This is a genomic window from Streptomyces sp. CB02056, from assembly GCF_001905545.1.
Classification (GTDB): domain Bacteria; phylum Actinomycetota; class Actinomycetes; order Streptomycetales; family Streptomycetaceae; genus Kitasatospora.
The window spans coordinates 35,914-60,885 of record NZ_LIPD01000024.1 but is presented as its reverse complement, the minus strand read 5'-3'; the positions used below and the strand labels follow the sequence as shown (position 1 = coordinate 60,885).

28 protein-coding genes are annotated in these 24,972 nt (G+C 75.6%); 15 read left to right on the top strand and 13 right to left on the bottom strand.

Annotated elements, in window-relative coordinates:
• Positions 1-7 precede the first annotated feature (7 nt).
• Positions 8-1,519 (bottom strand): multicopper oxidase family protein, encoded by a 1,512-nt coding sequence (locus AMK13_RS38935; protein WP_074006290.1) that lies wholly within the window; start codon positions 1,517-1,519, stop codon positions 8-10.
• A 379-nt stretch (positions 1,520-1,898) separates the two neighbouring features.
• Here AMK13_RS38935 and AMK13_RS38930 point away from each other — a divergent pair, with 379 nt between their 5' ends.
• The 5 genes from AMK13_RS38930 (at position 1,899) to AMK13_RS38910 (ending at position 6,471) form a co-directional block, all read left to right on the top strand.
• Complete coding sequence (locus tag AMK13_RS38930) at positions 1,899-3,398, top strand: pyridoxal phosphate-dependent decarboxylase family protein (protein WP_079272910.1); 1,500 nt, start codon at positions 1,899-1,901, stop codon at positions 3,396-3,398.
• Entirely contained in the window at positions 3,395-4,126 is a 732-nt protein-coding gene (locus AMK13_RS38925) for a hypothetical protein (protein WP_079272909.1), read from the top strand. The genes AMK13_RS38930 and AMK13_RS38925 overlap by 4 nt, the downstream gene beginning before the upstream one ends.
• Positions 4,123-4,824, top strand: a complete 702-nt coding sequence (locus AMK13_RS43245) for a DUF6875 domain-containing protein (protein ID WP_074006289.1) — start codon at positions 4,123-4,125, stop codon at positions 4,822-4,824. The genes AMK13_RS38925 and AMK13_RS43245 overlap by 4 nt, the downstream gene beginning before the upstream one ends.
• 368 nt (positions 4,825-5,192) lie before the next feature.
• The gene (locus AMK13_RS43240) at positions 5,193-5,450 is read left to right on the top strand and encodes a DUF6221 family protein (protein ID WP_074006288.1); all 258 of its coding nucleotides are present in this window, start codon (positions 5,193-5,195) and stop codon (positions 5,448-5,450) included.
• Between the two features lie 76 nt (positions 5,451-5,526).
• The gene (locus tag AMK13_RS38910) at positions 5,527-6,471 is read left to right on the top strand and encodes a hypothetical protein (RefSeq protein WP_074006287.1); all 945 of its coding nucleotides are present in this window, start codon (positions 5,527-5,529) and stop codon (positions 6,469-6,471) included.
• 28 nt (positions 6,472-6,499) lie between these two features.
• Here AMK13_RS38910 and AMK13_RS38905 read toward each other — a convergent pair whose 3' ends face one another.
• From AMK13_RS38905 to AMK13_RS38885, 5 genes are all read right to left on the bottom strand, one after another.
• Complete coding sequence (locus AMK13_RS38905; RefSeq protein ID WP_074006286.1) at positions 6,500-7,069, bottom strand: GNAT family N-acetyltransferase; 570 nt, start codon at positions 7,067-7,069, stop codon at positions 6,500-6,502.
• Positions 7,070-7,092: 23 nt separating this feature from the next.
• Positions 7,093-7,404 (bottom strand): hypothetical protein, encoded by a 312-nt coding sequence (locus AMK13_RS38900; protein ID WP_074006285.1) that lies wholly within the window; start codon positions 7,402-7,404, stop codon positions 7,093-7,095.
• Positions 7,405-7,504: 100 nt separating this feature from the next.
• Positions 7,505-8,380 (bottom strand): ABC transporter permease, encoded by an 876-nt coding sequence (locus tag AMK13_RS38895; protein ID WP_074006284.1) that lies wholly within the window; start codon positions 8,378-8,380, stop codon positions 7,505-7,507.
• Positions 8,340-9,227, bottom strand: coding sequence for an ABC transporter ATP-binding protein (locus tag AMK13_RS38890; protein WP_074006283.1), 888 nt, complete (start codon positions 9,225-9,227; stop codon positions 8,340-8,342). The genes AMK13_RS38895 and AMK13_RS38890 overlap by 41 nt, the downstream gene beginning before the upstream one ends.
• Positions 9,224-9,706: a MarR family winged helix-turn-helix transcriptional regulator gene (locus tag AMK13_RS38885; protein ID WP_074006282.1), complete on the bottom strand. Its 483-nt coding sequence runs from the start codon at positions 9,704-9,706 to the stop codon at positions 9,224-9,226. Before AMK13_RS38885 ends, AMK13_RS38890 begins: the two co-directional genes overlap by 4 nt.
• 294 nt (positions 9,707-10,000) lie before the next feature.
• Here AMK13_RS38885 and AMK13_RS38880 point away from each other — a divergent pair, with 294 nt between their 5' ends.
• From AMK13_RS38880 to AMK13_RS38855, 6 genes are all read left to right on the top strand, one after another.
• Positions 10,001-10,498: a hypothetical protein gene (locus AMK13_RS38880; protein WP_143204761.1), complete on the top strand. Its 498-nt coding sequence runs from the start codon at positions 10,001-10,003 to the stop codon at positions 10,496-10,498.
• Between the two features lie 75 nt (positions 10,499-10,573).
• A complete protein-coding gene (locus AMK13_RS38875) occupies positions 10,574-10,900 on the top strand; it encodes a hypothetical protein (RefSeq protein WP_074006280.1) in 327 nt (108 codons plus the stop codon).
• 88 nt (positions 10,901-10,988) lie between these two features.
• The gene (locus tag AMK13_RS38870) at positions 10,989-11,348 is read left to right on the top strand and encodes a hypothetical protein (protein ID WP_074006279.1); all 360 of its coding nucleotides are present in this window, start codon (positions 10,989-10,991) and stop codon (positions 11,346-11,348) included.
• Positions 11,349-11,585: 237 nt separating this feature from the next.
• The gene (locus AMK13_RS38865) at positions 11,586-12,119 is read left to right on the top strand and encodes a pyridoxamine 5'-phosphate oxidase family protein (protein ID WP_074006278.1); all 534 of its coding nucleotides are present in this window, start codon (positions 11,586-11,588) and stop codon (positions 12,117-12,119) included.
• Between the two features lie 102 nt (positions 12,120-12,221).
• A complete protein-coding gene (locus AMK13_RS38860) occupies positions 12,222-13,178 on the top strand; it encodes a helix-turn-helix transcriptional regulator (protein ID WP_074006277.1) in 957 nt (318 codons plus the stop codon).
• 106 nt (positions 13,179-13,284) lie between these two features.
• Entirely contained in the window at positions 13,285-14,124 is an 840-nt protein-coding gene (locus tag AMK13_RS38855; protein WP_074006276.1) for an alpha/beta fold hydrolase, read from the top strand.
• 43 nt (positions 14,125-14,167) lie between these two features.
• On the opposite strand, the gene AMK13_RS38850 is transcribed toward AMK13_RS38855, so the two are convergent.
• Positions 14,168-14,908 carry a GbsR/MarR family transcriptional regulator gene (locus AMK13_RS38850; RefSeq protein ID WP_074006275.1) on the bottom strand — a complete coding sequence of 247 codons (741 nt, stop codon included), beginning with the start codon at positions 14,906-14,908 and terminating at the stop codon, positions 14,168-14,170.
• A 233-nt stretch (positions 14,909-15,141) separates the two neighbouring features.
• Here AMK13_RS38850 and AMK13_RS38845 point away from each other — a divergent pair, with 233 nt between their 5' ends.
• The 3 genes from AMK13_RS38845 to AMK13_RS38835 all read left to right on the top strand — a co-directional run bounded on the left by AMK13_RS38845 (position 15,142) and on the right by AMK13_RS38835 (position 18,674).
• Positions 15,142-16,350 carry a serine hydrolase domain-containing protein gene (locus AMK13_RS38845; protein WP_074006274.1) on the top strand — a complete coding sequence of 403 codons (1,209 nt, stop codon included), beginning with the start codon at positions 15,142-15,144 and terminating at the stop codon, positions 16,348-16,350.
• Positions 16,351-16,417: 67 nt separating this feature from the next.
• Positions 16,418-17,377, top strand: a complete 960-nt coding sequence (locus AMK13_RS38840; RefSeq protein ID WP_198959519.1) for a LysR family transcriptional regulator — start codon at positions 16,418-16,420, stop codon at positions 17,375-17,377.
• Between the two features lie 67 nt (positions 17,378-17,444).
• Complete coding sequence (locus AMK13_RS38835) at positions 17,445-18,674, top strand: MFS transporter (protein ID WP_079272908.1); 1,230 nt, start codon at positions 17,445-17,447, stop codon at positions 18,672-18,674.
• A gap of 138 nt (positions 18,675-18,812) precedes the next feature.
• Here the strand turns inward: AMK13_RS38835 and AMK13_RS38830 are convergent, their stop codons facing one another.
• Together AMK13_RS38830 and AMK13_RS38825 are read right to left on the bottom strand one after the other, a co-directional pair.
• A complete protein-coding gene (locus tag AMK13_RS38830) occupies positions 18,813-19,490 on the bottom strand; it encodes an NAD(P)H-binding protein (RefSeq protein WP_074006272.1) in 678 nt (225 codons plus the stop codon).
• 125 nt (positions 19,491-19,615) lie between these two features.
• Positions 19,616-20,410 (bottom strand): MBL fold metallo-hydrolase, encoded by a 795-nt coding sequence (locus AMK13_RS38825; protein ID WP_074006271.1) that lies wholly within the window; start codon positions 20,408-20,410, stop codon positions 19,616-19,618.
• Positions 20,411-20,682: 272 nt separating this feature from the next.
• Between AMK13_RS38825 and AMK13_RS38820 the strand changes: the two genes are divergently transcribed.
• Positions 20,683-21,177 carry a hypothetical protein gene (locus tag AMK13_RS38820; RefSeq protein WP_074006270.1) on the top strand — a complete coding sequence of 165 codons (495 nt, stop codon included), beginning with the start codon at positions 20,683-20,685 and terminating at the stop codon, positions 21,175-21,177.
• 170 nt (positions 21,178-21,347) lie between these two features.
• Here AMK13_RS38820 and AMK13_RS38815 read toward each other — a convergent pair whose 3' ends face one another.
• From AMK13_RS38815 to AMK13_RS38800, 4 genes are read right to left on the bottom strand one after another with little or no spacing between them, the layout of a single operon-like run.
• Complete coding sequence (locus AMK13_RS38815; protein ID WP_241853219.1) at positions 21,348-22,280, bottom strand: alpha/beta hydrolase; 933 nt, start codon at positions 22,278-22,280, stop codon at positions 21,348-21,350.
• The gene (locus tag AMK13_RS38810; RefSeq protein WP_049656707.1) at positions 22,277-22,978 is read right to left on the bottom strand and encodes an indole-3-glycerol-phosphate synthase; all 702 of its coding nucleotides are present in this window, start codon (positions 22,976-22,978) and stop codon (positions 22,277-22,279) included. Before AMK13_RS38810 ends, AMK13_RS38815 begins: the two co-directional genes overlap by 4 nt.
• Positions 22,975-23,691 carry a phosphoribosylanthranilate isomerase gene (locus AMK13_RS38805; protein WP_074006269.1) on the bottom strand — a complete coding sequence of 239 codons (717 nt, stop codon included), beginning with the start codon at positions 23,689-23,691 and terminating at the stop codon, positions 22,975-22,977. The genes AMK13_RS38810 and AMK13_RS38805 overlap by 4 nt, the downstream gene beginning before the upstream one ends.
• Positions 23,688-24,833 (bottom strand): acyl-CoA dehydrogenase family protein, encoded by a 1,146-nt coding sequence (locus AMK13_RS38800; protein WP_049656704.1) that lies wholly within the window; start codon positions 24,831-24,833, stop codon positions 23,688-23,690. Before AMK13_RS38800 ends, AMK13_RS38805 begins: the two co-directional genes overlap by 4 nt.
• Positions 24,834-24,972: the final 139 nt, after the last annotated feature.

The following is a 24,972-nucleotide window of genomic DNA, read 5'->3' as shown; positions in this document are numbered from 1 at the left end:
CGGGGTGTCAGGCGATCTCCATCTGGGCCATCATGCCCATCGCGGAGTGGTCCAGCAGGTGGCAGTGGTAGGGGTAGCGGCCGCGGTAGGAGTCGAAGGCGGCCTGCAGGCGCACGCTCTCGCCGGGCATCAGGCGCACGGTGTCCTTGAGGCCGCCCTCCTCGGGGCCGGGGGGTGCGCCGTTGCGCTGCAGGACGCGGAACTGCACCAGGTGCAGGTGGAAGTTGTGCGGGATGTCGGTGTTGGCGTTGTGGACCGTCCAGATCTCCGAGGTGCCGAAGGCGACGGCGGCGTCGACGCGGGCGGGGTCGTACTGCCGGCCGTCGATCAGGCCGAGCGGGGCCACGCCCGCGCCGCCCTCCTCGACCTTCAGGACGATGGTGCGCTCGCGGGCCACCGGGCCCAGCGGGGGCAGGGTGCGCAGCCGGTCGGGGACGCTGGAGGGGTCGGGGGCGGGGCGGCCGACGTCGAAGCGCAGGACCTGGCCGATGTGTTCGGCGGGGCCGGGCGGCATGGAGTTGGTGAGCACGACGCTGGTGCCGGGGCGGTAGCGGGAGAAGTCGATGACGACGTCGGCGCGCTCGCCGGGTGACAGGTCGACGGTGTCGGTGGTGTGGGGGCGTTCCAGCAGGCCGCCGTCGGAGCCGATCTGGGTGATGGGGCCGCCGTCGGCCAGGCGCAGGGAGAAGAAGCGCAGGTTGGAGGAGTTGAGCAGGCGGATGCGGTAGCGGCGGGCGGCGACGTCGACCTTGGGCCAGGGGCGGCCGTTGGCGAGGACGGTGGCGCGGCCCTCGGCGTCGTCCATCCGGTAGACGAGGTTGCCGGCGGTGTCGAAGCGGGCGTCGCGCAGGGCGATGGGCAGGTCGTAGCGGCCGGCGGGCAGCGGCAGGGAGGCCTCGGTGGCGTCGGTGAGCAGGTAGGTGCCGGCCAGGCCGCGGTAGACGTGCTCGGACTCCAGGTGGTGGGCGTGGTCGTGGAACCACAGGCTCGCGTGGGGCTGGTCGTTGGGGTAGGTGTAGGTGCGGGTGGCGCCGGCGCCCAGCAGGTTCATCGGGCCGCCGTCGCTGTCGACGGGGACGGCGGAGCCGTGCAGGTGGACGGAGACCGGGTCGTCGAGCAGGTTGGTCTGGCGGACGACCACCGGGCGCCCGGAGCGGGCGCGGATGACGGGGCCGGGGAAGGCGCCGTTGTAGGTGAGGACCTCGGTGCGGCGGCCGGGCAGGACGCGGGCGTAGGAGCGCAGCATGGTCACCGCGTAGGTGTCGGCGCCGCCGTCGGTGGAGACGGGGCTGAGCACCGGGGGCAGCGGCAGGGCGGTGGTGAACTTCTCCGCGAGCGCGGGGCCGGCGTCGGGGCCGGGGTCGGGGGCGGCGGCGCCGGCCGGGTGGGCGTGGCCGGCGTCCTTGGCGGCGGCCGCGGTGGTGGCGGCGGAGGGGGCCGGGCGCAGCGTGGTGCGCACGAGCAGGACTCCTCCCCCGGTCGCCAGGGCGGCGCCGATCATCCTGCGTCTGGTCACCATCGCGTCGTTCCTCCCGCGTGAGCTCCCCCGGCCTCGCCCGGGTGGGGTGGGGCGGCCTTGTCCGGGGGTGATTGCAGCAGCGGCGGCTCGGGTCCCGGTGGGGTCCGGCTGGGGCCGTACGGGGCGGTGCGGGGGGCGGTGCGGGGGTGCCCGCGGCGGGGGCCGGGGCGGTGCGGGTGGGGCCGTCGGGCGGTGCGGTGGGTGAGCTGCGGGTGTTGCGGGCGCCTTGCGGGCGGTGGCCACGGTGGCTGCGGACGCGGTCGAGGAACGCTCAAGGACTCGGACGCGGTGAACGCTCGTACTCGCCAGGGGCCCGGCGTGCTGCTCACCCGCGCGTCGGCCCCCCGTTGTCGAAGGACTTGAGGGGAAGGGCCTGAGCGTGGACCTGCGGTACTGGCTGCCGAAGGCGGCCGAGGTGGCCGAGCGGTGGGGCGAGCGGTTCGGGCCGCTGGAGCCGCACCCCTCGCACCTGGTGGACGAGGCGGCGTTCGCGGCCGCCTTCGAGCGCTTCGCCGAGCGCCTGGAGCACAACTACCCGTTCTTCCATCCGCGCTACGCCGGGCAGATGGTCAAGCCGCCGCACCCGGCGGCGGTGGTGGGCTACCTGACGGCGATGCGCTTCAACCCCAACAACCACGCCTACGAGGGCGGACCGGCCACCAACGACATGGAACGCGAGTGCGTCGCGCAGCTCGCCGCCATGTTCGGGCTGCCCGCGCACGTGGGCCACCTGACCAGCAGCGGCACCATCGCCAACCTGGAGGCGCTGTACGTGGCGCGCCAGAGCCACCCGGGCCTGGGGGTGGCGTACAGCCGCGAGGCCCACTACACCCACAGCCGGATGTGCCACGTGCTGGGCGTCCAGGGGCACGCGGTGGCGGCGGACGCCGAGGGCCGGATGGACACCGGGGCGCTGGAGGAGCTGCTGCGCACCGGGCGGGTCGGCACGGTGGTGGTCACCTGCGGCACCACCGGGGCGGGCGCCGTCGACCCGGTGCACGAGATCCTGCCGCTGGCCCGCCGCTACGGGGCGCGGGTGCACGTGGACGCCGCCTACGGCGGGTTCTTCGCGCTGCTGGCCTCCGACGACGCGCTCGCCGCCTCCCTCGACGTGGACACGGCGCCGTGGCGGGCGATCGCCGGCTGCGACTCGGTGACCGTCGACCCGCACAAGCACGGCCTCCAGCCGTACGGCTGCGGGGCGGTGCTGTTCGCCGACCCGGACATCGGGCGGCACTTCGCCCACGACTCCCCGTACACCTACTTCACCGACGCCGAGCTGCACCTGGGCGAGATCAGCCTGGAGTGCTCGCGCGCCGGGGCCTCGGCCGCCGCCCTGTGGCTGACCCTGCAGCTGCTGCCGCTCACCGCGCGGGGGCTGGGCGCGGGGCTGGCCGCGAGCCGGCGCGCCGCCCTCGCCTGGGCGCGGCGGATCGAGGACAGCGCGGAGCTGACGCTCTACCAGCGGCCGCAGCTGGACATCGTCACCTACTTCCCCACCCCGGCCGGGCCGCCCGCGCTGTCGGCGGTCGACGCCGCGAGCGAGCGGGTCCTGCGCCAGGGCATGGCCGACGAGCACGACCCCGTCTACCTGAGCGTGCTGCGCGTGGACGCCGCCGACTTCACCCGCCGCCACCCGGGCGTGCGCGCGGACGCGGACGGGGCGCGGGTGCTGCGCAGCGTGCTGATCAAGCCGGAGGCGGAGGGGTGGGTGGCGCCGCTGCACGCGCGGGTGGCGGCGCTGGCCGCCTCGGCGACCGGTTCCCCTGCTTCCACCGTTCCGTCCGCTCCCTCTGCTCCGTCCGCTCCCTGTGTTCCGTCCAGTCCTTCGGCTCCTTCCCCTTCGTCCGCCCCCTCGTTCGAGGAGAGTGCCCGTTGACCACCGCCACCGCCCTGCCCGCCGCCGCGGGCACCGCCTTACCGCCCCCCGGGCCCGCCGACAGGGCCGTACGGCCGGTCGTGCGCCCCGCCCGCCCGGGCGAGGAGGACGCCCTGGCCCGCGCGCTCGCCGACGCCTTCGCCGACGACGCGCTGATGCTCTGGGCCTTCCCCGACCCCGACCACCGCGCCCGCGTCCTGCCCGCCTTCTTCCGCGTCCACGTCGAGCAGTGCCTGGCCCACGGGGGCGCGCTGGCCGTCCACCGGGCCGCCGGCGACGGCGGCGCGGACGACGGCGCCGAGGACGGCGAACCGCTGGGGGCGCTGCTGTTCCTGCCGCCCGGCCGCTGGGAGGCCCCGGGCCCGCGCGACGGCGCCGCCACCGCCGCCCTGGCCGAGGCGATCGGCGCCGCCGGCCACGGCGAGCCGGCCCGCCGCCTCGCCGCCATCACCCGCCTGCAGACCCTGCGCCACCCGCGCCACCGCTCCCACCACTACCTCGCCTTCGTCGGGGTGCGCCCCGGCGCCCGCGGCACCCGCGCCGGCCGGGCCCTGCTGCACGCCTTCCTCACCGAGGTCGACACCGCCGGCCAGGCCGCCTACGCCGAGACCAGCTCCCCGTCCGGCGCCCGCCTGCTCGCCCGCGGCGGCTTCGCCCGCTTCGGCGAGGCCCTCGCCCTGCCCGGCGGCGGACCCCGCCTGGCCCCGGTCTGGCGGGGGCCCCGATGACCGCCCCCGCCGCCGTCGCCCCCACCGCTCCCGCCGCCGTCACCGGGGCGCTGCGCGTGTACAGCGCCGAGCACATCGACGCCGGCCGCGCCGCCGCGAGCCCCGAGGCCGCCGAGACCCTCGCCTGGGCCCGCGCCTTCCTCACCACCGCCCACCCCGACCTCGGCCGCAGCGGCCCGGTCTGCCCCTACACCCAGCCCTCGCTGCGCCGCGGCCTGTTCCACATCGCCGTCGCCGACACCTCCCCCGGCGCCTCCCCCGGCGGGGACCTGCCCGCGCTGGTGGCCGAACTGCGCGCCCACTACGACGCGTTGCTCGCCGACCTGGCGGAGGAGTCCGACCGGGAGCTGCTGACCGTCCTGCTGGTGCTGCCCCAGCTGGACCGCGAGGACTCCACCGTGCTGGACGAGCTCCAGCGCAAGGCCAAGGACGAGTTCGTCGAACAGGGCCTGATGATCGGCCAGTTCCACCCGGTCTGCGAGGAACCCGGCCTGTGGAACCACTCCTTCCGGCCGCTGCGCGCCCCCGTCCCGCTGCTCGCGGTGCGCAAACTGCTGGTCTTCGACCTGCCGTTCCTCACCGGCGACGAGACCCACCTGAACCACTACCTGGCCCGCTTCGCCCCCGAGGTCCCCGCCCGCATCCGCGCCCAGCTGGTCACCAGCGTCCGCGCCCGCCGGCAGGGCACCGCCGCCTGACCCCCTCCCCCCTGCGCGCGCGGAGCCCGGCCGGCGCCCGGCTCCGCGCGCGCCCCCACGGGAGGAAGCAACGTCCCCGTGGAACACGGCACCACGACGCCGAGCGCGGCGGTCCTCCCGCACTAACTCCCCTAGGGAGAACGGAAGTTCGGCCGCGACGGGACGACGGGCGCGGGCCACCCGACCACCGCGAACAGCCGCGTCCCCGGCCGGCCGGGGACGCGCGCAACCCGGCGCGCCGCCAAGCCCGTTCACCGACCAGGCCCCCGCTGCCCGCCTGCGGCACAAGGTACCGAGCCGCCCCCGCGCCCTCCGGGCGGAAGGGCCCCGGCTCCCGGCCCGCCGGGGCGGCGCACCAGGATGGGCCCATGGACGACCTCCTGCGCTTCCTGCGCGCACGCAACGAGGAAGACAACCACGCCTATGCCTACGTGGCGCACGTCTTCGGCCCCGAGGCGCTCCTCGACAGCCACCTGCCCATGCTCGACCTGGTCGACCAGCTGGCCCAGGAGGGCATCGCGATGGACCCTTCGGACCCCCGCGCCGCCGGCCTCGCGTACGCGCTGCGCGTCCTCGCGCAGTCCTACCACGACCACCCCGGCTACCGGGAGCAGTGGCGCCCCTGACCGGCCGGAGGCGGCCGGGAGCAACCGGAGGCGGGGCCGACGGCGGCCGCCCGCCCGGGTTCGGTAGCCTCCGGGAATGGCCGCCTCCCCGCACCCCGTCCGGCTCACCACCCGGCTCGTCGACGGACTCGTCTGCGCCTACGCCCCGGCCGCCGGCGCCGTGGGCGTGCTGTCGCCCGCGGTGGCCTGCCGGCCGGTCCCCGGGGACGGGGTGGTCGCCCACGCCGTCGCCGCCGACCTGCGGCACGCCTACTACACGACGCTCCACGCGGCCGTCTGCGTGACGGTCGACGGCGCGGAGGTCTGGCGCACGCCCTTCGAGCCGGCGGCGGACAACGCCCACGGCCACCTGCCCGACTGCGAACTGTCCCCGGACGGACGGGTGTTGTGGGTCTACCGGCCCGACGCCATGGCGGGCCGCGACCGGCCGGACCAGTGGGTCGCCGTGGACGCCGCGAGCGGGGCGGTCCTCGCCCGGGCCGACCTGGAGACGGTCGGGCACGGCGGCGTGCAGCTGACGCACCCGGCGAGCGGCGGGATGCTCCTCAACGTGGGCGAGGGGCAGGACGGCACCGCCGTCTACCGCGCGTCACTGGCCGGCGGCCGGCTGGAACTCCTCCGCTACCCGTGGGACGACCGCTGCCTCATCGACCTGTCCCCCGACGGGCACCGCTTCCTGACCGTCGACCACGCCCAGAGGGACCTCGCCGTCCACGCCTTCCCCGGCGGCGAGACGGTGTTCACCCTCACCGTCGACGACTTCGGCCACGACCCGGACACGGTCTTCCTGGAGTGGAGCGGCGGCCACCTCACCCCGGACACCCTCGTGGCCACTCTCGTCGGCGAGACCGAGGACGAGGAGGACTGGTTCCGCCACTACCGCGTCGACGCCCGCACCGGCCGCGTCCACGGCGAGTTCGACGCCCACGCGGCGGACCCGTACGACCTGCGGCCGCTCGGCGACGGCTCCTGGCTCACCACCGGCCCCGGCGGCCACCCGGTGCGCCGCACCGCCTCCTGACGGCCTGCCCCTGGGCCCGGGTCCAGGGTCAGGCCGTCGGCGACGACCCCAGGTCGGCGGGGACGAGGGAGTACAGGACGAGGTCGGTGCGGCCGTGGTGGGTGAAGCCGGCGTTGCGCAGCACGCCCTCCTCGCGCAGGCCGGCGTTCAGGGCGGTGCGGCGGGAGGCGGTGTTGGCGGTGGCGGCCTTGAGCTCCAGGCGTTCGAAGGCCTGCGCGGTGAGCAGCCAGTGCGCCAGGGCGCGGGTGGCTTCGGCGGCGATGCCCCGGCCGCGGGCCCAGGGCGCGACCCAGTAGCCGGCTTCGGAGCTGCGGGAGCGCCAGTCGGTCTTCTTCAGGCCGACGGTGGCGGCCAGGCGCCCGTTCGTGCGCTCGGTGACGGCGAAGTGGATGCCGTCGCCGGTGGTGCGCAGGTCGTGGGCGGTGCGGGTGCACCAGGTGTGGGCGTCCTCGCGGGTGTAGGGGCGGGGCAGCGGCAGCCAGTGCTGGGTGAGGTCGTCGGCGCAGGCGGCGCGGGTGTCGTCGGTGTCGTCGGCGGTGAAGGGGCGCAGGGTCAGGCGCGGGGTGTGGAGCACCGTCTGGGGGAAGGCGTGGGTCATGGGGTCGTGTCGTTCCTTCCCGGTCAGGCGGCGGACAGGTGCGGGGTGAGGGGTGGGCCGGGGGTGGCGGGTGTCCAGCCGTTCGCCCGTGCGGTGCGGATGCCCGCGGCGACTTCGCGTGGCAGGACGAGGTCCGTCGCCACCGCCCCGGGGGTGCGGAGGGTGGGGCGGCCGGTGTCCACGACGAGTGTCGTTCCGGGGTGCGCGGCGTGCTCGGCGGCGTAGCCGAGGGTGGTGCCCTCGTAGTCGCAGCACCAGTGTTGGCGGGTCACGCGCCAGCGGTACTCCTCGCCGTCGACGACGATGCGCCGCGCGCCCTTCCTCGCCAGTGCCACTGGTACCCCGCCCTCCGGCCGTCGGCTTGCTGGAAGGCAGTCTCCCGGGGCGGCGCCCCGCCTGTCACCGCGTTTTTCCGCAGGGCGGTGGCGGCGTCGGCTAGCGCGCCAGGCGCCTGAGCAGGGCGGAGGCGGCGGCGATGCCGGCCACGGTGGCGAGGGCGAGGACGGCGAAGTCCAGGGGCAGGTGGGAGGGGGTGCCGATGAGCAGGCCGCGCAGGGCGTCGACCTGGTAGCTGAGCGGGTTGGCCTTGCTGACGGCCTGGAGCCAGCCGGGCATCAGGTCGACGGGGTAGAGGGCGTTGGAGCCGAAGAACAGCGGCATGGTGATGGCCTGGCCGATGCCCATCAGGCGGTCGCGGGTGAGGACGATGCCGGCGATGGCCATCGACAGGCAGGAGAAGAACGCCGAGCCGAGCAGGACGACGGCCACGACGCCGAGCAGTCGCAGCGGGTTCCAGGTCATGGCGACACCGAGGGCGGCGGCGATCAGTACGACCACGACGGCCTGCAGGAGTGCCTTCACCCCGGCGGCGAAGGCCTTGCCGGTGACGAGGGCGGCGCGCGGGGTGGGGGTGACGAGCAGTTTGGTGAGGACGCCGGAGTCCCGCTCCCAGATGATCATGATGCCGTAGAAGATCGCGATGAACATCGCGGACTGGGCGATGATGCCGGGCGCGAGGTAGTCCAGGTACGGGATGCCGCCGGTGGGGATGGCCTTGAGGCGGGTGAAGGTCTCGCCGAAGATCAGCAGCCACAGGGCGGGCTGGACGGCCCGGGTGTAGAGCTCGGTGCGGTCGTGGCGCAGCTTCTGCAGTTCGACGGCGCACATCGCGCCGATGCGGGCGGGCACCAGGCGCCAGCCGGTGCGGGCGCGCGGGGGCACCAGCAGCAGGGAGAGGTCGGGGCCGCCCGCGGGGCGGTGGGCGGGGGGTTCAGCCGACGCGGCCTGCGGTGCGGCGGGTACGGCGGACATCGCTGAAGTCTCCTTCGGTGGCGTCGGCCAGCTGCCGGCCGGCGAAGTGGCGGAAGACGTCGTCGAGGCTGGGCGCGGCCCGGGCCGGGTCGGTGCGCCGTACCTGGTCCTTGAGTTCGGCGGGTGTGCCGAGCGCGCGGACGCGGCCGCGGTCCATGAGGGCGATGCGGTCGCAGTGGCGGTCGGCCTCGTCCATGTAGTGGGTGGTGACCAGGACGGTCATGCCGGTGGCGGCGCGTACGGCGTCGACGCGTTCCCACACGCCGGTGCGGGCGATCGGGTCCAGGCCGATGGTGGGTTCGTCCAGGACGAGCAGGCGCGGGGCGCTGACCAGGGCCTGGGCGAGTTCGAGGCGGCGCACCATGCCGCCGGAGTAGGTGGCGGCCATGCGTTCGGCGGCCTCGGTGAGGTCGACGGCGGCCAGCGCCTGGTCGACGCGGGCGGCGCGTTCGCGGCGCGGGACGTCGAAGACGCGGGCGAACAGGGCGACGTTCTCGCGTCCGGTCAGCCCGGCGTCGGCGGACAGCTGCTGGGGGACGTAGCCGAGCAGGCGGCGCACCTGCATGGGGTGGCGGGTGGCGTCGTGGCCGAAGACGCGGACCATGCCGGCGCCGACGGGCAGCAGGGTGGTGATCGCGCGGATGGTGGTGGTCTTGCCGGCGCCGTTGGGGCCGAGCAGGCCGAACACCTCGCCGGTGCGGACGGTGAGGTCGATCCGGTCGACGGCCCGGGTGGCCTTCCCGCGGCCGTGGCGGAAGGTGTACTCCAGGCCCCGGCAGGCCACCGCGTTCCCGGTGTCCCGGGTGTCCTCGGCGTTCCCGGTGCCCCGGGGGTCCTCGGTGGTCATCGTTCCTCCTCCCCCGGCGGGGTGCGCAGGCCCTCGGCGACCTGCCGCAGGGCGGGCAGGGCGGCGGCCAGGGCCTCGCGCTCGCGCGGCGGCAGGCCGGCGACGATGTCGCCCATCAGCGCGCGGCGGCGCCGGCGCCAGGCCTCGATGCGTTCGACGGCCTCCGGGGTGGCGTGCAGGAGGGCGGCGCGCCGGTCGGCGGGGTCGCTCTCGCGGCGCAGCAGGTTCCGGGCGACGAGCTGGTTGACGAGGGTGGACACGGAGTTGCCGGCCAGGCACAGCTCCTCGGCGGCCTCGGAGACGCGCAGTCCGGGGCTGTCCATCACCAGGCGCAGCAGTTCGACCTGGGCGCCGCGCAGGCGGGGTTCGTCCGTCGCCTGCCGCAGGCGGCGGCGGACCAGGCGCTGGATGCCGACGAGGAGGGTGGAGAACTCGTCCGCCAGCGCGACGTCGAGCGTTTCGGGCTCTGTCGCGGTCATACCCTCATTTTAGCTCTCAGTAAGAGCTATCCGTCGAGAGCGCGGAGCCCCCTCCGCCCGCGTGCCCCCTTCCTGGGCTGCGCGCCCTGTCTACTGGCTGCGCGCCCCCTGGCCCGCCCCTTTCGGCGGGCCGCCCGCTCCGCCGGCCGGCGGGAGGTGATCGTCCGTCACCGGGGAGATCCGATGGAGGTGTTGCGACCCCGCCGGGAGGGTGTCGTACGGCGCTGGCATGCTGATCGGATCACAACGGTTGTCGCCGGGATGGGGGGGCAGATGTCGGACAGGGTCATGCCGATGCGCACGGCACCGCGCTTGGGCACGGTCAACGGGTTCGGGCGGACGATGCTGGGCAAGACGCGGCCGGACGCCCAGGGGGCCTGCTTCGCCACCCACTGGTTCACCATGCTGATGCTGCCGATCCGGCCGCTGGGACGCTACTACGTCAAGGAGGGCGAGACGGTCGACGTCTCCGGGCGGCACGGCTCCTCGACGAGCACCACGCAGTACGTGTTCCTGGGCCGGGCCGAACTGCGCATGAGCGAGGTGATCCGCACCTACCTGTTCTGCTGGCTGGTGGCGCCCCTCGTCATCGCCGGTCCCGTGACGCTCTTCGGGATCAACAGCGACGCTTTCAGCCACGCGCACCCGATCGTCTTCATCGTGCTGCTGCTCGCGATCCCGATCGTCTGCATGATCGCGCTGGCGTGGATGCTGGTACTCAACGAGAAGTTCCTGGCACCGGAGCGGATACCGCAGTGGGTCGAGGCCGGACCGGCGAACCGGCGGGACTGAACGGACGGGGCCACCCCGCTCAAGGCAGCCCGGGTGGCCCTGGACAGGCCCGGAGGACCGGGGCAGGATCCGGGCATGCCGTCCGACGAGCCGTTGTCCGAGGAAGAGCTGTCCGCGATCGAGCTGCGCGCCGGCGCCGCGACACCGGGCCCGTGGGTCGCCCGGCTGGAGACCCGCCAGGGGATCGGCGGCGCGAGCTTCGTCCAACTGCGCCCCGACGCGCCGCAGGACGACGAGTTCCACCTGACCCGGACCACCGACGGCCGCACCCGGACGGGACCGGACCCCGCGACGGACGCGGACCTCGACTTCATCGCCGCCGCCCGCCAGGACGTGCCACGACTGGTCGCCGAGGTCAGGCGGCTGCGGGAAGCCCTGGAGCGGGCGCAGCCGGCCGGCTGACGGCCACACGGAACAGCCGCCCCGGGGAACCGGGCCTGCGCGTACGGGCTCCGGGGCGGTTGTCGGTGCCGGGTGGCAGGCTGCGCCCATGAGTTACGACCTTGCGGTCTGGGAGGGCGAGCGCCCCGCGGACGACGCCGCGGCGGGCCGGTGCTTCGACGACCTGTACGAGCGGTACCTCGGCACGGACGAGGAGAACCTTCCGCCGACCGAGCGGATCGCGGCCTTCGTGGCCGCGCTGCTGGAGCGGTGGCCCGACCTCGCCGAGGACGAGGACGACACCTCGCCGTGGTCGACCGGCCCGCTGATCGGGGAGGCGAGCGGCCCGCTGATCTATTTTCCGATCCGCTGGAGCATGGTGGAGGAGGCCTGCGTCCACATCGCGAAGGTGGCGTCCGCGATGGGCCTCACCTGCTTCGACCCGCAGTCGCAGTGCCTCTGGCCCTGACCGCCGCACGGCAGGCGGCCGACGGCTGACGGCTGACGGCTGCCACCGCGGAGCCCCGGGAAGTGGGAAGTCGGCCCCGCCGACTTCCCACTCCCCCACCAGCGGCCGGGCGCGTGGAAACCGCAGGACACCGCGGGAAATCACGACAGAAGGTGTCGGGTTTCGCGGGGACAGTAGGGGGCGCCGGTCGGTGTCGTGGTGGCACGGGCCGGGACGACGGACAGACAAGGACCCCCCATGCGCGAAACACCCGACGAGCTCCACCGGCTCCAGGCCCTCCTCGACGCCTCGCTCGCCCGCTCCACCGCGCACCTGCGGTCGATCATCAACAGCGAGCGCTCGCTCACCGCCGACCAGCTCACCGGTGTGCTCACCGGCATGTGCACGCTCGCGCTGTCCACGGTGACGGCGAAGGGCGAGCCGCGGATCAGCGGCGTGGACGGGCACTTCCTGCACGGCATGTGGCACTTCGGCACCGCGCGCGGCGCCGCCAAGGCCCGGCACCTCGCCGCCCGGCCCGCCGTCAGCGCCGCGCACCTGCGCGGGGAGGACCTGGGCGTGTTCACCCACGGCACCGCGGAGGTCCTCAACCCGCACGGCGGCGAGCCGGCCGCCGACTGGCCGGAACTGCTCGCGTACTTCCGGGACTTCTACGGCCCCGACGCCTTCGACTGGGACAACGACGTCGTCTACTACCGGCTGCACCCGCAGTGGATGACCGCGTTCGCCCCCGACCCCGCCAAGCTCGACGCGGCGGCCGACGAGGCCTGACCCCGCCCGCACCGGGCCCGGGCCCGGCGACAATGGAGCCGGGCCACCGCACACACGGGCGGGCCCACCAGGCGACACCAGGCAGGCGACGGAAGGGGCGACGTGCGGGCGAGCCGGGCCATCGCGCTGCTGCTGCTCCTGCAGAACCGGCGGACGATGACCGCCACGGAGCTCTCGGCCGAGCTGGAGGTCTCCGAGCGCACCGTGCAGCGCGACGTCGCCGCGCTGGTGGAGGCCGGGGTGCCGGTGTACGCGGAGCGCGGCCGCAGCGGCGGCTACCGGCTCGTCGACGGCTACCGCACCCGCCTCACCGGCCTCGAACGCGCCGAGGCCGAGGTCCTGCACCTGGCCGGGCTGCCGGGCCCGCTGCGCGACATGGGCCTGGCGGGGCAGGCCCTCGCCGCCCGGCTGAAGGTCGCCGCCGCCCTGGGCGACGCCCCCGCGGCCGCCGCCCGGCGCTTCCACCTCGACGCGCCGGCCTGGTTCCGCGACGCCCCGACCCCCGCGCTGCTCGCCGAGGTGTCGCGCGCCGTGTGGGAGGACCGCGTCCTGCACGCCCGCTACGCGGCGCGCTCCGGCACCCGGGAGCGGCGGCTGGAACCGTACGGCCTGGTCCTGAAGGCCGGGCAGTGGTACCTCGCGGCGCGCGGCCCCTCCGGCCGGGTCGGCTCGTACCGCGTCGACCGCTTCGAGAGCGCCGAGGCCGGCGACGAACGGTTCGAGCGCGACCCGGAGTTCGACCTCGCCGCCTACTGGGCCGCGGCGGCCCGGGAGTTCACCCGCGCCATGCTGCGCGAGCGGGCGGTGGTGCGGCTGAGCCCGTTCGCCGTCGAGAACCTCGCCGCCCTGCTGGAGCCGACCGCCGCCGCCGACGCCCTCGCCACCGCGGGCCCACCGGACGCCGACGGCTGGGTCACCGCGACCCTGCCGGTCGAGAGCTGGGACATCGGCTACCTCGAACTGCTGCGCCTGGGCCCGGAGGCCGAGGTCCTCCACCCGCCCGAGCTGCGCGCCCGCCTGGCCGAGGCGACCCGCCGCGCCGCCGCCCTCTACACCTGACCGCCCCGCCCCCGACCGGCCCCGGAGCGGGCCCGCCGCCGTCCGCGCCGCCCGGGATAGGTTTCCCCTGCCGCACACGGCACTTCGCGAGAAGGGGGCGTACGGGATGACGGACGGACCCGCGGACCGGCCCGCCGAGTCGTTCGTCCGGCTCGGCGGACGCCGGTTCGCCTACCTGGACTTCGGCGGCCCCGGGCCGGCCGTGCTCGCCCTGCACGGGCACTTCGGGCGGGGCCGGATCTTCGCGCCGCTGGCCGCCGCGCTCGCCGGCCGCTACCGGGTCCTCGCCCTCGACCAGCGCGGGCACGGACTGTCCGACAACGGGGGCGAGTTCACCCCGGACGCCTACGCGGCCGACGCGGCGGCGTTCCTGGAGGCGCTCGGCCCGGTACCGGCCGCCGTGCTGGGGCACTCGATGGGCGGCGCGGTCGCCTTCCATCTCGCCCGCCGGCGCCCCGACCTCGTGGCGGCGCTCGTGGTCGCCGACATGACGACCCTCAACCGGGAGCCCGAGACCCGCCCCGTCCTGGACGTGTCCGGCTGGCCCCGCCGGGCCCCGACCCGCCGCGCCCTGGCCCGGGCGCTGGCGGAACGCGGCGTCCCGGCCGGCTACTTCATGGACAGCGCCGCCGAGTTCCCCGACGGCTGGGGATTCCTCTTCGACACCGCCGACATGACGGCCTCCCAGGCCGCCCTCACCGGCGACTTCACGGCCGTCTGGAACGCCTCCGCCCAGCCCGCCCTGCTCCTGCGGGCCGCCGACAGCTTCCTCCTCACCCCCGCCACCGCACGCCGGATGGCCCGCGAACGCCCGAACACCCGCCTGGTGGAGGTCCCGGACAGCGGGCACTGGCTCTACGCGGACGCCCCCGACGCCTTCGCCCACCAGGTCCGCGCCTTCCTCGACCACGCCCACCCGGCGGCCCCCGCGACCGCGGCCGGATGACCCGCACCACCCGGCCGCTCCCCGGCCGGGGCCGGGAGACCGCTCACGGCGGGGAGGCCGCCCCGGCGTTCTCCCGGCCGCGTCGGCTCTCCTCGTGCCACTGCCGGATGCCGCGGACGATGTCCTGGCCGATGCGGTCCAGCAGCGCGGCCGCGCCGTCCATCCGGGCCCCGGCCGCGGTGGCCGGGCCGAGCAGTTCGGCGCCGTGGCGGGTGATCCCGGCGAGCACCGCGTTGCGCTCGGCACTGGCCAGCAGCGCGCGGTGCCAGACGTCGTCGTCGATGACGTACCGCTCGCGGCGGTTGCGCCCGTCGCGCTCCCGGCGGACCAGGGCCTGCACCTCCAGGTAGCCGACCGCCTTCGAGACGGACGCCGGACTGACCCGCAGGCGCCGCACCAGCTCACCCGCCGTCAGGGCGCCGTCCTCGGTGAGCTGGAGGCAGACCAGCACCCGCGCCGTCATCCGGGGCATGCCGCCGAGCGCCAGGAACTCGGCCAGCCGGTCACCGAACTGGCGGACCTCCTCCGTGTCGCGCCCGGGCACCGCCGGCTCCGGCACCGCCTCCCGGCCGGCCGCCGCCCGCCCGCGCCGGGAGCGCTGGACGGTGGCCCGCTGCGCCCGGTCGGCGCGGTAGCCGGACGGACCGCCGTTGCGGGCGATCTCCCGGGTGACGGTCGACGTCGGCCGCCCGAGCTGCCGGGCGATCTCGCCGTACCCCCACCCCTCGGCCAGCCCGGTGGCGATCCGGTGGCGATCCTGCTGGGTCAGTCTGGCTCCGGGCATCCGTCCCCGCCCCTCCTCGGTCGGACTCGGTCGGCCCAGTATCGGCCGACCCCGGCGACTGTTGCAATGGAACGCGGGCAGCTGTTGCATTCGTCGGCACGACCATTGCAAGGATGTCCCCGCTCCCACCTGCACAGACCGTGCACGGCAATGGAGTTGACGTTGACCCGACCGTGAAGCGGCTCCTAGTTTCTTCCCAGGCCACGAACACCACGCCGAGGGGGAACACCAGCATGGGAATCACCAGGCGCGCCACCGCGCTGACCGCCACCGCCCTGACCACCGCCCTGACCACCGCCCTGGTCGCGGGCGGCACCGCCACCGCCGCGCCGGCGCCCGCGACCCCGGACGCCCGGAACGGGCACCCCGGCGTCCAGCGGGTCCTGGAGCGCGCCGTGACCGAGGGCGGCGTGCCCGGCATCGTCGCCGAGGTCCGCGACGGGCACCGCGCCTGGTTCGGCACCGCGGGCGTCGCCGACCTGGCCACCGGGCGCCCCCGCCACGCCCAGGAGCGGTTCCGCATCGGCAGCACCACCAAGACCTTCGTCGCCACCGTCGTCCTCCAACTCGCCGCCGAGGGCCGGCTGGACCTGGACGACAGCGTGGAGCGGTGGCTGCCCGGCCTCGTCGACGGGCCCGGCTACGAGCCCGACCGGATCACCGTCCGGCAGCTGCTCGGCATGACGAGCGGGGTCTACAACTACGCGATGGACGCGAAGGTCCGCGCCGAGAACGAGGGCACCGGCTTCCTGCTCCACCGCTTCGACACCTACACGCCCGAACAGCTCGTCCGCACCGGCACCGCCAACCGCCCGGACTTCGCCCCCGGCGCCGGCTGGACGTACTCCGACACCGGCTACGTCCTCGCCGGGCTGATCGTCGAACGGGCCACCGGGACCAGCCTGGCCGAACAGGTCGACCAGCGCGTCATCACCCCGCTCGGCCTGAGCGGCACCTACACCCCCGACCCCGACGACACCGCCCTGCGCGGCCCGCACGCACGCGCCTACTCCCGCCTGGGCGACCCCTCCCCCACCGCCCCCGTCCACGACGTGACCGAGCTCAGCCCCTCCTGGGGCTACGCCGCCGGCGACATGGTCTCCACCGCCCGCGACCTCGACACCTTCTTCGCCGCGCTGCTGGGCGGACGGCTGCTGCCGCCCGCCCAGCAGCGGGAGTTGCTCACGACGGTCCCCACACCGCCCGGCGCGTGGATCCCGAACGCCGCGTACGGCCTCGGCGTCGGCTCCGTCACCCTGGACTGCGGACCGACCCTCTGGGGCATGGGCGGCGCCATCAACGGCTCCTGGACCTACACCTTCGGCACCCGCGACGGCGGCCACCTGCTCACCACCAACATCAACGGCGACTGGACCAACGGCAGTTGGCCGATCGCGGTGTTCACCTCCGAGCTGGAGGCCGAGTTCTGCCCCCGGCCCTGACCCGGCCCGGGCCCCCGGCCGGTACGACCCAGGGGGACGGCCGGGGGCCGGGCGTAGCATCGGGCGGGTGTGGGAGCGACTGGAGATCGAGGGTTTCGTGGTCCTGGCCGAGGAGTTGCACTTCGGGCGGACGGCCGAGCGGCTGGGGGTCTCCAGGGCGCGGGTGAGCCAGACGATCCAGCGGCTGGAGCGCCGGGTGGGCGCGCCGCTGTTCGAGCGGACCAGCCGGCGGGTGCGGCTGACGGAGCTGGGGCGGCGGCTGCTGGAGGACGTCGGGCCGGCGTACCGGTGCATCGGGGACGGGCTGGAGCGGGCGCGGGCCGCGGCCCGGGGCGTCGAGGGGGTGCTCACGGTCGGCTACCTCGGCGGTGCGGCCGGGGAGTTCGTGATGGAGGTGATCGGCGCCTTCGCCCGCCGGCACCCGGGCATCGACGTGCGCATCCACGAGACGCAGGTGGCGTCCATGTTCGAGCCGCTGCGCGGCGGCGGGGCGCAGGTGCTGGTCACCCAGTTCCCGGTGGAGGAGGAGGACCTCGTGCGGGGCCCGGTGGTGCTGCGGGTGCCGCGGATGCTGGCGGTGCCGGCCAACCACGTGCTGGCCAGGCGGGAGTCGGTCGGGGTGGAGGACCTGGCGCGGGACCGGGTGTTCGCCTGTACGGGGCACGTCCCCGGGTACTGGCAGGAGTGGTTGGCGCCGTCCGTGACGCCCGGGGGGCGGGTGGTGGAGCGCGGGCGGTCGGCGGCGACGCTGGCGGAGACCCTGGCGATGGTCGGGGCGGGGCAGGGCATCTCGCCGGTGGGGGCGGACGTGGCGGCGCACTCGGCGCCGCCGGGGGTGGTGTTCGTGCCGTTCGTGGACGCCGAGCCGCTCGAGTACGGGCTGGTGTGGCGGGCGGGCGGGGACAGTGCGCGGGTGCGGGCGTTCGCGGCGGTCGCGGTGGAGCGGGCCCGGGGGTGGAACCGGGAGTGGGCGGAGCCCCCGGCGGCGGCGGTGGGGGCGGTGGGGGCGGCGGGCCGGGACCGGTAAGCCTGGCTTACCGGTCGTTGCGCGTTCGGGGGCTGATCCGCGGGGCGGCGGCGGCCAGGCTGGTGCCATGACCAGCGATCTCTCGGCGCGCCGCGCCCCCTGCCCCGCGTCCGCCCCCTCCCCCACCAACGCCCGTGCGCCTGAACTTCCGGCCGGTGCCGCCCTGTTCGCGCTCGCCCTCGGCGCGTTCGCGGTGGGCTCCGCCGAGGTGGTGGTCGCCGGGCTGCTGCCGCGGATCGCCGAGGACACGGGGGTGTCCCTGCCGACGGCGGGGGTGCTGGTGTCCGGGTACGCGGTGGGCATGGTCGTGGGGGCTCCCCTGCTGACCGCGCTCGGGGTCCGCGTCGCCCGCCGGCGGATGCTGCTGTACCTGGTCGGCCTGTTCATCGCGGCCGGCCTGGTCACCGCGCTCGCGCCGGGCTTCGGCGCGCTGCTGGCGGGGCGGGTGCTGTCCGCGCTGGCCGGCGGGGCGTACGTGGGGATCGCCTCCGCGGTGGCGACCTCGCTGGTGCCCGCGCGGCGCAGGGCCGGCGCGATCGCCGCCGTGTTCACGGGGCTCGGCCTCGCCAACGTGCTCGGGGTGCCCGGCGGTACCGCGCTCGGGCAGGCGCTGGGCTGGCGGGCCACGTTCTGGGCGGTGACCGCGCTGGGCGTGGTGCTGCTGGTCGCGCTGGCCGTCCTGCTGCCGCACGGGCCGGCGGCCCCGCGGGCCGGGCTGCGGGCCGAGCTGCGGGTGTTCCGGCGTGCGGGGGTGTGGCTGGCCCTGGCGGCGACGGCCTTCGGCTGGGCGCCCTTCCTGACCGTCCTCACCTACGTCTCGCCGCTGCTGACCGAGGTCACGGGCTTCGGGTCCGGCGCGGTGCCGGTGGTGCTGATGCTGGTCGGCGTGGGCATGGTGGTCGGCACCCCGCTGGCGGGCCGGCTGGCGGACCGGGCGCCGGCGGCCGCGCTGTACGCGGCGCTGGCCGGGGTGACGGCCGTTCCGCTGCTGCTGCTCGCCGCCGTGCACAGCCGGGCCGCCGTGGCCGCCGTCTTCCTGCTGTTCGGCCTGGCCGGCGGGGCGGTCATCCCGCCCTTGCAGGCCCGGGTGCTGGCGCGGGCGAGCGGCGCGGACAACCTCGCCTCGGCCGCGAACATCTCCGCCTTCAACATCGGCAACGCGGGCGGCCCCCTGCTGGCGGGCGCGGCCCTGTCCGCCGGGGCCGGGTACACCGCGCCGCTGGGGATCGCCGCCGCGCTCGGCGCGGTGGGGCTGGCGCTGGCCTGGGCGGCGCAGCGCAGCGACCGGCGCGGGTAGCGCCCGGAGCGGCGGGCGGACCGGCCCCGGTCCCGGGGTGTGATGCGACCGGTGGGCCCGAGCGGTCGCGTCACGCCGCCGCGCGTGCCCGACACCGGCGCCGTCGATCGCGGACCGGCGGGCTCAGTGGTCGGGGGTTCAGTGGTCGGCGACGAGGCGCAGGGCGGTGCGTGCGACGGCCTCGTGGACGGGGACGGTGCCGGAGACGAGTTCCAGGACGCGCGGGGCCGTGGCGGGTGTGGTGAGCAGGTCCGCGAGGACGGCCGCGACGTCGGCCCGGTCGATCTCGCCGGGGCCGGTGTGTTCGGCGAGGTGGACCCGGCCGGTGCCGGGCCCGTCGCGGAACCAGGCGGGGCGCAGCACGGTGCAGTCGAGGGCGGGGCGGGAGAGCAGGTCCTGGTCGGCTCTGCCCTTGGCCTGGAGGAAGGTCTCGACGAGGGGGTCGGGCGGGTAGTGGATGGCGGGGTCGGCGCCCATGGTGGAGAGCATGACGAAGCGTCGTACTCCGGCGAGTTGGGTGGCGTCGGCGAGGGTGAGGGCGGCGTCGTGGTCGACGGGGTCGGCCTGTCCGGGGGCGTTGCCGCGGCCGGCGCCGGCGGCGAAGAGCACCGCCTGGGCGCCGGTGAGCAGGTGTGCGAGGTGGTGGGGGGTGGCGTGGGCCAGGTCGGTGACGGCGGGTTGGGCGCCGGCGGCGCGTACGGTGGCGGCTTGTTCGGGGCGCCGGATGATTCCGGTGACCGGTAGGCCCCGGGTGGTGAGGAGACGGGTCGTCAGGAGTGCGACCCTGCCGTGGCCGCCCGCGATCACAACCGACATGCGGGTACCTTACGGGGCCGGTGCCCGCCCGGCCGCGACCGGCGCGCGTCTCGGGGCGGGCGAGGCGCGGCGGCGGCGCGCGGGGCGGGCGGAGCGCAACGGCGGCGGGCGGGGCGGGTGGTGTGTCAGACGGCGACGAAGCAGCGGTGGCCGTCGGCGGTGAGGATGCGGCCGAAGCGCATGCCGGGGAAGTGGGCGGCGACGAGGAGGTCGTCGGTGTCGGCGGCTTCGTCGGCGATGCGGTTGCGCGCCGCGGAGGCGGCCTGCGGGTCGATGTCCCAGATCACCTGCCAGTCGCGTTCGCTGAACTGGACGACGGAGTGGGCGATGTCGCCGAGCAGCAGTGCGCGGCGGCCACCGGAGGACAGGACGTAGGCGGTGGTGCCGGGGGTGTGGCCGGGCAGGTGGAGGGCGTCGATGCCGGGGGCGAGGGTGAAGTCGGTGTCGAAGAGCTCGAGTCGGTCTTCGACGGGGGTGAGTTTGGCGACGGCTTCGGGGGTGGCGGCGGGGCCGGTGACGAAGTGCTGCCAGTCGGCGCGGTGGGCGCGGTAGACGGCGTTCGGGAAGACGGGGCGGTCCTGGACGGCGGCCCAGCCGACGTGGTCGAAGTGCAGGTGGGTGAAGAGCACGTCGGTGACGTCGGCGGGTGTGACGCCGTGGGCGGCGAGGGAGTCGAGCAGGGCGCCGCCGTGGTAGCGGCCGACGTCGTGGGGTCCGACTCCGGCGTCGACCAGGACGGTCCGCTCCCCGCTGCGGACCAGGAAGCCGCCGAGGGGCAGGTGGAGGGTGCCGTCGGGGTCGCGGTGGTGCTGGTGGCAGGCCCAGGGGTCGTCGGTGCCGGGGCGGGTGAGGATCTCGGCGGCGGTCTCGGTGCCTTCTCCGTCCATGACCGCCAGGACCTCGATGTCGCCGATCCTCATGTGCTGCCCCTCTCGTGACGGTGCGTCGTGGGCCCGGGTGGAACGGGGGTCCGTTCGTGGGCCATCGGTGGCAACCGTGCCGGGGGGCCGGGGATTCCCGCCGGAAGGGGGCGAGGGCCGGGTGCGGCAGGTGTGGCCGGGCCCGGGCGGGCGGGGCCGGGCGGGCGGGGCCGGGCGGGCGGGCGGCCGGATCCGGGCCGCTTCGCGCGGTCCCGGCGGGCGGCCGGTGAAATCGGTTGTCTTCCCGGGCCCGGGCTGGAAAAGTCCCGTCGGTGAGTGACGAATCCCAAGACCTGGTACTCGAAGGCGGTCTGACCTGGGCGGAGGCGGTGGAGCTCCGGGGTCTGCTCGACGACATGTTCGCGATGATGCTGTCGGTGACGGTGGAGGCCGACGTGCCCGTCCCCGGCCTGGCGGAGCAGCTGGCCCTGCTGGTCCGGACGGGGATCGGCGAGCCGCACTGCCGGATCCAGCTGAGCGAGGACGGCCTGTCCGCCGCCATCGGCCCCACCGGGCTGGACGCCGAACTCCCCCTGGCCGCTCTCGCGGCTGCCGCCGGCGCGCTCGGCGGCACGTGGGAGGACCCGGTGGTCACCGGCACCGCCATGGGTCCGGTGGCCGGTACCGCGCGGGACGCGCAGGAGCTCCCCGGTGGGGGCGGCGCCGTCAAGGTTCATATGTGGGCGGGGGTCGCCTACGCCTTCGTCGCGTACGCGCGGGAGGCGGCCCCGGTCCCCGGAGCGTGCTCGGGCGAGCCTGCCCGGTGACCGTCCGGGGGCGGCCGTGCCTGGTCCTGGCCGCGGCCTACCCGGCTGCTTGCGTTCCGGCGGGCTCCGGGTAGGCGTCCGTCCCCGGCGCGGTTCGGCCGGGCCCCGCCGCCCCTTGCCCGAGGGGGCGGCGGGGCCCTTCCACCCGCGCCAGATGGTCTGTGGGGCCGTCAGACGGCCGCGAGGAGGGGCCCGGGGGCCGCGGCGGCGGGTGCGGCGGCGGGTGCGGCCGCGCCGGGGGCGGGGGCGGGGCGGGTGAGGCAGTCGTCGGTGAAGGCGAGGGCCCGCAGGTGGTAGGGGCGGGCGGCGTGGCCCAGGGAGAGGTTGTGGCCGGCGCGGCGGGCGGTGGCCAGGTGGGCGAGGCCGTCGGGGAAGGCGGCGGTCAGGGCGGCGCGGTGGGCCGCGTCCAGGCGCCACCAGTGCTCGTGGTCGGCGAGGGTGAGGCGTACGGGGACGCGTACGCGGGCGGCGAGGGCGTTGTAGCGGGCGGGCCAGGTGGCCAGTTCGCGGGATTCGAGGGCGGGGACGGGGGTGAGCAGGGTGCGGGCGGCGTGGAAGGTGCCGGGCGGGTAGAGGTGGAGGGGGCCCCAGTTGAGGCGGCCGCCGCCGGCGAGGTCGTCGGGGCGGTCCCAGGCGCCGGGGGCGTAGTGCTGGGCGAGGCCGGAGATGTCGCAGCCGAGCAGGGGCAGGCGGGGGTCGTCGGGCCAGTGGGCGGCGAGTTGGAGGGCTATTTTGCCGCCGAAGGAGTGGGCGAGGAGTTGGACGCCGGCGCCGGTGGGGTGGGCGCGGGCGTAGTCGGTGAGGGCGGCGTGGAGGGTGGCGGCCTGGTCGGCGATGAGCTGGCCGTGCGGCAGGCGGTGGGCGGAGGCGCCGTGGCCGGGGCGGTCGACGGCGAGGACGGTGTAGCCGAGGTCGGCGGCGAGGGTGAGCAGGCTGGTGTCGGGGTGGGCGGGGCCGGCGAAGTAGGCGGCGCGCATGCCGCGGCCGTGGATGGCGAGGACGACGGCCTTGGGGGCGTGGTGTTCGGGTTCGGCGACCAGGGCGGAGACGGGGATGCCGGCGGCGTCCAGGACCAGGGAGCGGGTGCGCAGGTCGTTCTTCACGCGGCGACCCCCGCTCTGGCGGCGTCGAGGTCGGCGAGCCAGCCGGTGAGGTCGCCGGTGCGCATCAGGGAGGTGCCGATGAGCAGGGCGGCGTAGCCGGCGTCGAGGAGGCGGGCGGCGTCGTGGGGGTCGGTGATGGCGGAGGCGGAGACGGGGGCGCGGCAGCCGGCGGCGCGTAGGGCGGGTAGCAGGCGCAGGCTGCGGCCGAGGTCGCCGCGGTCGCGTTCGCGGGTGCGGATGTCCTTGTTGTTGACGGCGACGACGCATTCGGCGATGCGGGGCAGGGTGTCGAGTTCGCGTTCCTCGGTGATCTCGACGAAGGGGGTCAGGCCGAGGTCGAGGGCGGTGGTGACGAGGCGGGTGAGGGAGGTGGCGGGCAGCAGGGCGGCGGTGAGCAGGACGGCGGAGGCGCCGAGGGCTCGGGCGGCTTCGAGTTGGGCGGGGCGGGTGAGGAAGTCCTTCTGGAGGACGGGGAGTTGGGTGGCGGCGGTGACCTCGCGCAGGAGGCGGGGGGTGCCGCCGAACCAGCGGCCGGTGACGACGGACAGGCAGGGGGCGCCGGCCTGTTCGTAGCGGGTGACGAGGTCGGTGACGGTGCGGGGGCCCAGGAGGTCGGCGCCGTGGGGGTCGCGGAGTTTGACCTCCATGACCAGGGGGCGGGGGGCGGCCAGCAGGGCGTCGATGAAGCTCGGGCTCATGCGGGGGTCTCCTGGAGGCGCGGGTGCCAGGCGCGGGTGAGGGCGGTGACGGCTTCGTGGGTGAAGCGGCCGGTGCGGTCGCGGGCGGCGGTGTCGATGTCGGCGCCGGCGTACAGGGGGTGGTCGGTGACGGTGCGGTAGGTGTCGCGGTTGGTGGTGTTGAGGCCGCCGGCGAGGAGGAAGGGGATGGTGAGGCGGGGCAGCAGGGCGTGGACGTGGGCGGGGTCCAGGGCCTGGCCGGTGGAGCCGACGCGGCCGTCGTCGGTGACGGTGTCCAGGAGGAACAGGTCGCAGCCGGCGCGTTCGAAGGCGCCGGTGAAGGCGCGTTCCAGGCAGCGGCCGCGGGAGAGGTGGAGGACTTTGACGAGGACGGCGTACGGGAGCTGTTCGCGCAGGTCGGCGACGAGGGCGGGGCTCTGGTAGGCGTGGAGCTGGATCCAGCGGATGCCGGTGGCGCGGGCGAGGGCGGCGATCTTTCGGGCGTCGTCGAGGAAGGTGACGAGGACGGGTTCCAGGCCCAGGCGGATGGCGGTGGCGGCGAGGTCGGCGAGGCGGTCGGCTTCGAGGTCGGCGGGGCCGCCGGGGACGCCGTGCCACAGGCCCACCAGGGTGGGGCCGGTGTCGGCGAGGAGGGCGAGGTCGGCGCGGGTGCGGGCGCCGCAGACCTTGAGGTGGCCGGCGCGCCGGGGGGCCAGCAGGGCGGGGGCGGTCATTTGCCGAGTCCGAGCATGGCGGCGATGCGGTTGTACTGGATCTCGTTGCTGCCGGAGTAGATGGTGCCGGCGACCGCGTTGCGCACGTCCTTCTCCAGTCCGTACTCGGACATGTAGCCGTTGCCGCCGAAGACCTGGACGGCGGCCAGCGAGGTGGCGAGGTTGGATTCGCTGGTGAGGAGTTTGGCGATGGCCATGTCGACGGTAACGTTGTCGCCGGCCTCCAGGCGCTGGGCGGTGTCGTACAGCCACTTGCGGGCGGTCTCGAGGCGGATCTTGGTGTCGACGATCTTGTTGGCGACCGACTGGTAGGAGCCGATGGGCTTGCCGAAGGACATGCGGGTCTTGGCGTAGTCCAGGCAGCGGGTGAGGCGGTGCTGCATCTCGCCGGTGTTGACGATGAAGGTGTAGAGGATCTCGCGTTTCATGACGTGGTCGAGGACGAGGAAGCCGCCGCCGACGCGGCCCAGGACGCGGTCGGCGGGGACGCGGACGTCGTCGAAGTAGAGCTCGGAGAGCGGGGAGGTGCGCAGGCCCATCTTCTTGATGGGGTTTCCGGTGGTCAGGCCGGGGGTGTCGGCGTCGACGAGGAAGGCGGTGACGCCGAGGGCGCCGCCCTGGGGGTGGGTGCGGGCGTAGACGACGACGACGTCGGCGACGGGGCCGTTGGAGACGAAGGTCTTGGCGCCGTTGAGGACGAAGTGGTCGCCGTCGCGTACGGCGCGGGTGCGCATCTGCATGGCGTCGGAGCCGGATTCGGACTCGGTGATGGCGTGGGCGCCGATGGCCTCGCCGGAGGCGATGCGGGGCAGGTAGGCGTCCTTGAGGGCGGGTGAGCCGAAGGCCTGCAGGGGGACGCCGGTGGAGGCCATGGAGGTGGTGACGGAGAAGTTGAGGCCGCCGTCGCGGCAGGTGTGGCCGAGGCCTTCGAGGACGTACATGGTGGTGAGCAGGGACTGGCCCAGGCCGCCGTAGCGTTCCTCGAAGGGCAGGGAGAGGATGCCGGTCTTCTGGATCATGCGCCACTTGTCGTGGGAGAAGGCGGCCTGTTCGTCGCCTTCGATGTGGCCGGCGCTGAGGTCGTCGCCGAAGCGGGCCAGGCCCTCGCGCAGGGCCGTCTGGTCGGCGTTCCAGCGGATCATGGGATGTGCCGCCTTCCTCCCGGGCCGCCGGTGCGGGGCGCGGGGTGGCAGGCCGGCGCCCGGTGGCGCCGGCTCACGTCGGTTCCTGGGGCCCGTCCCGGGGGCCCGGGCCCCCGGGGGTGCGGGGGCGGCGGGCCCC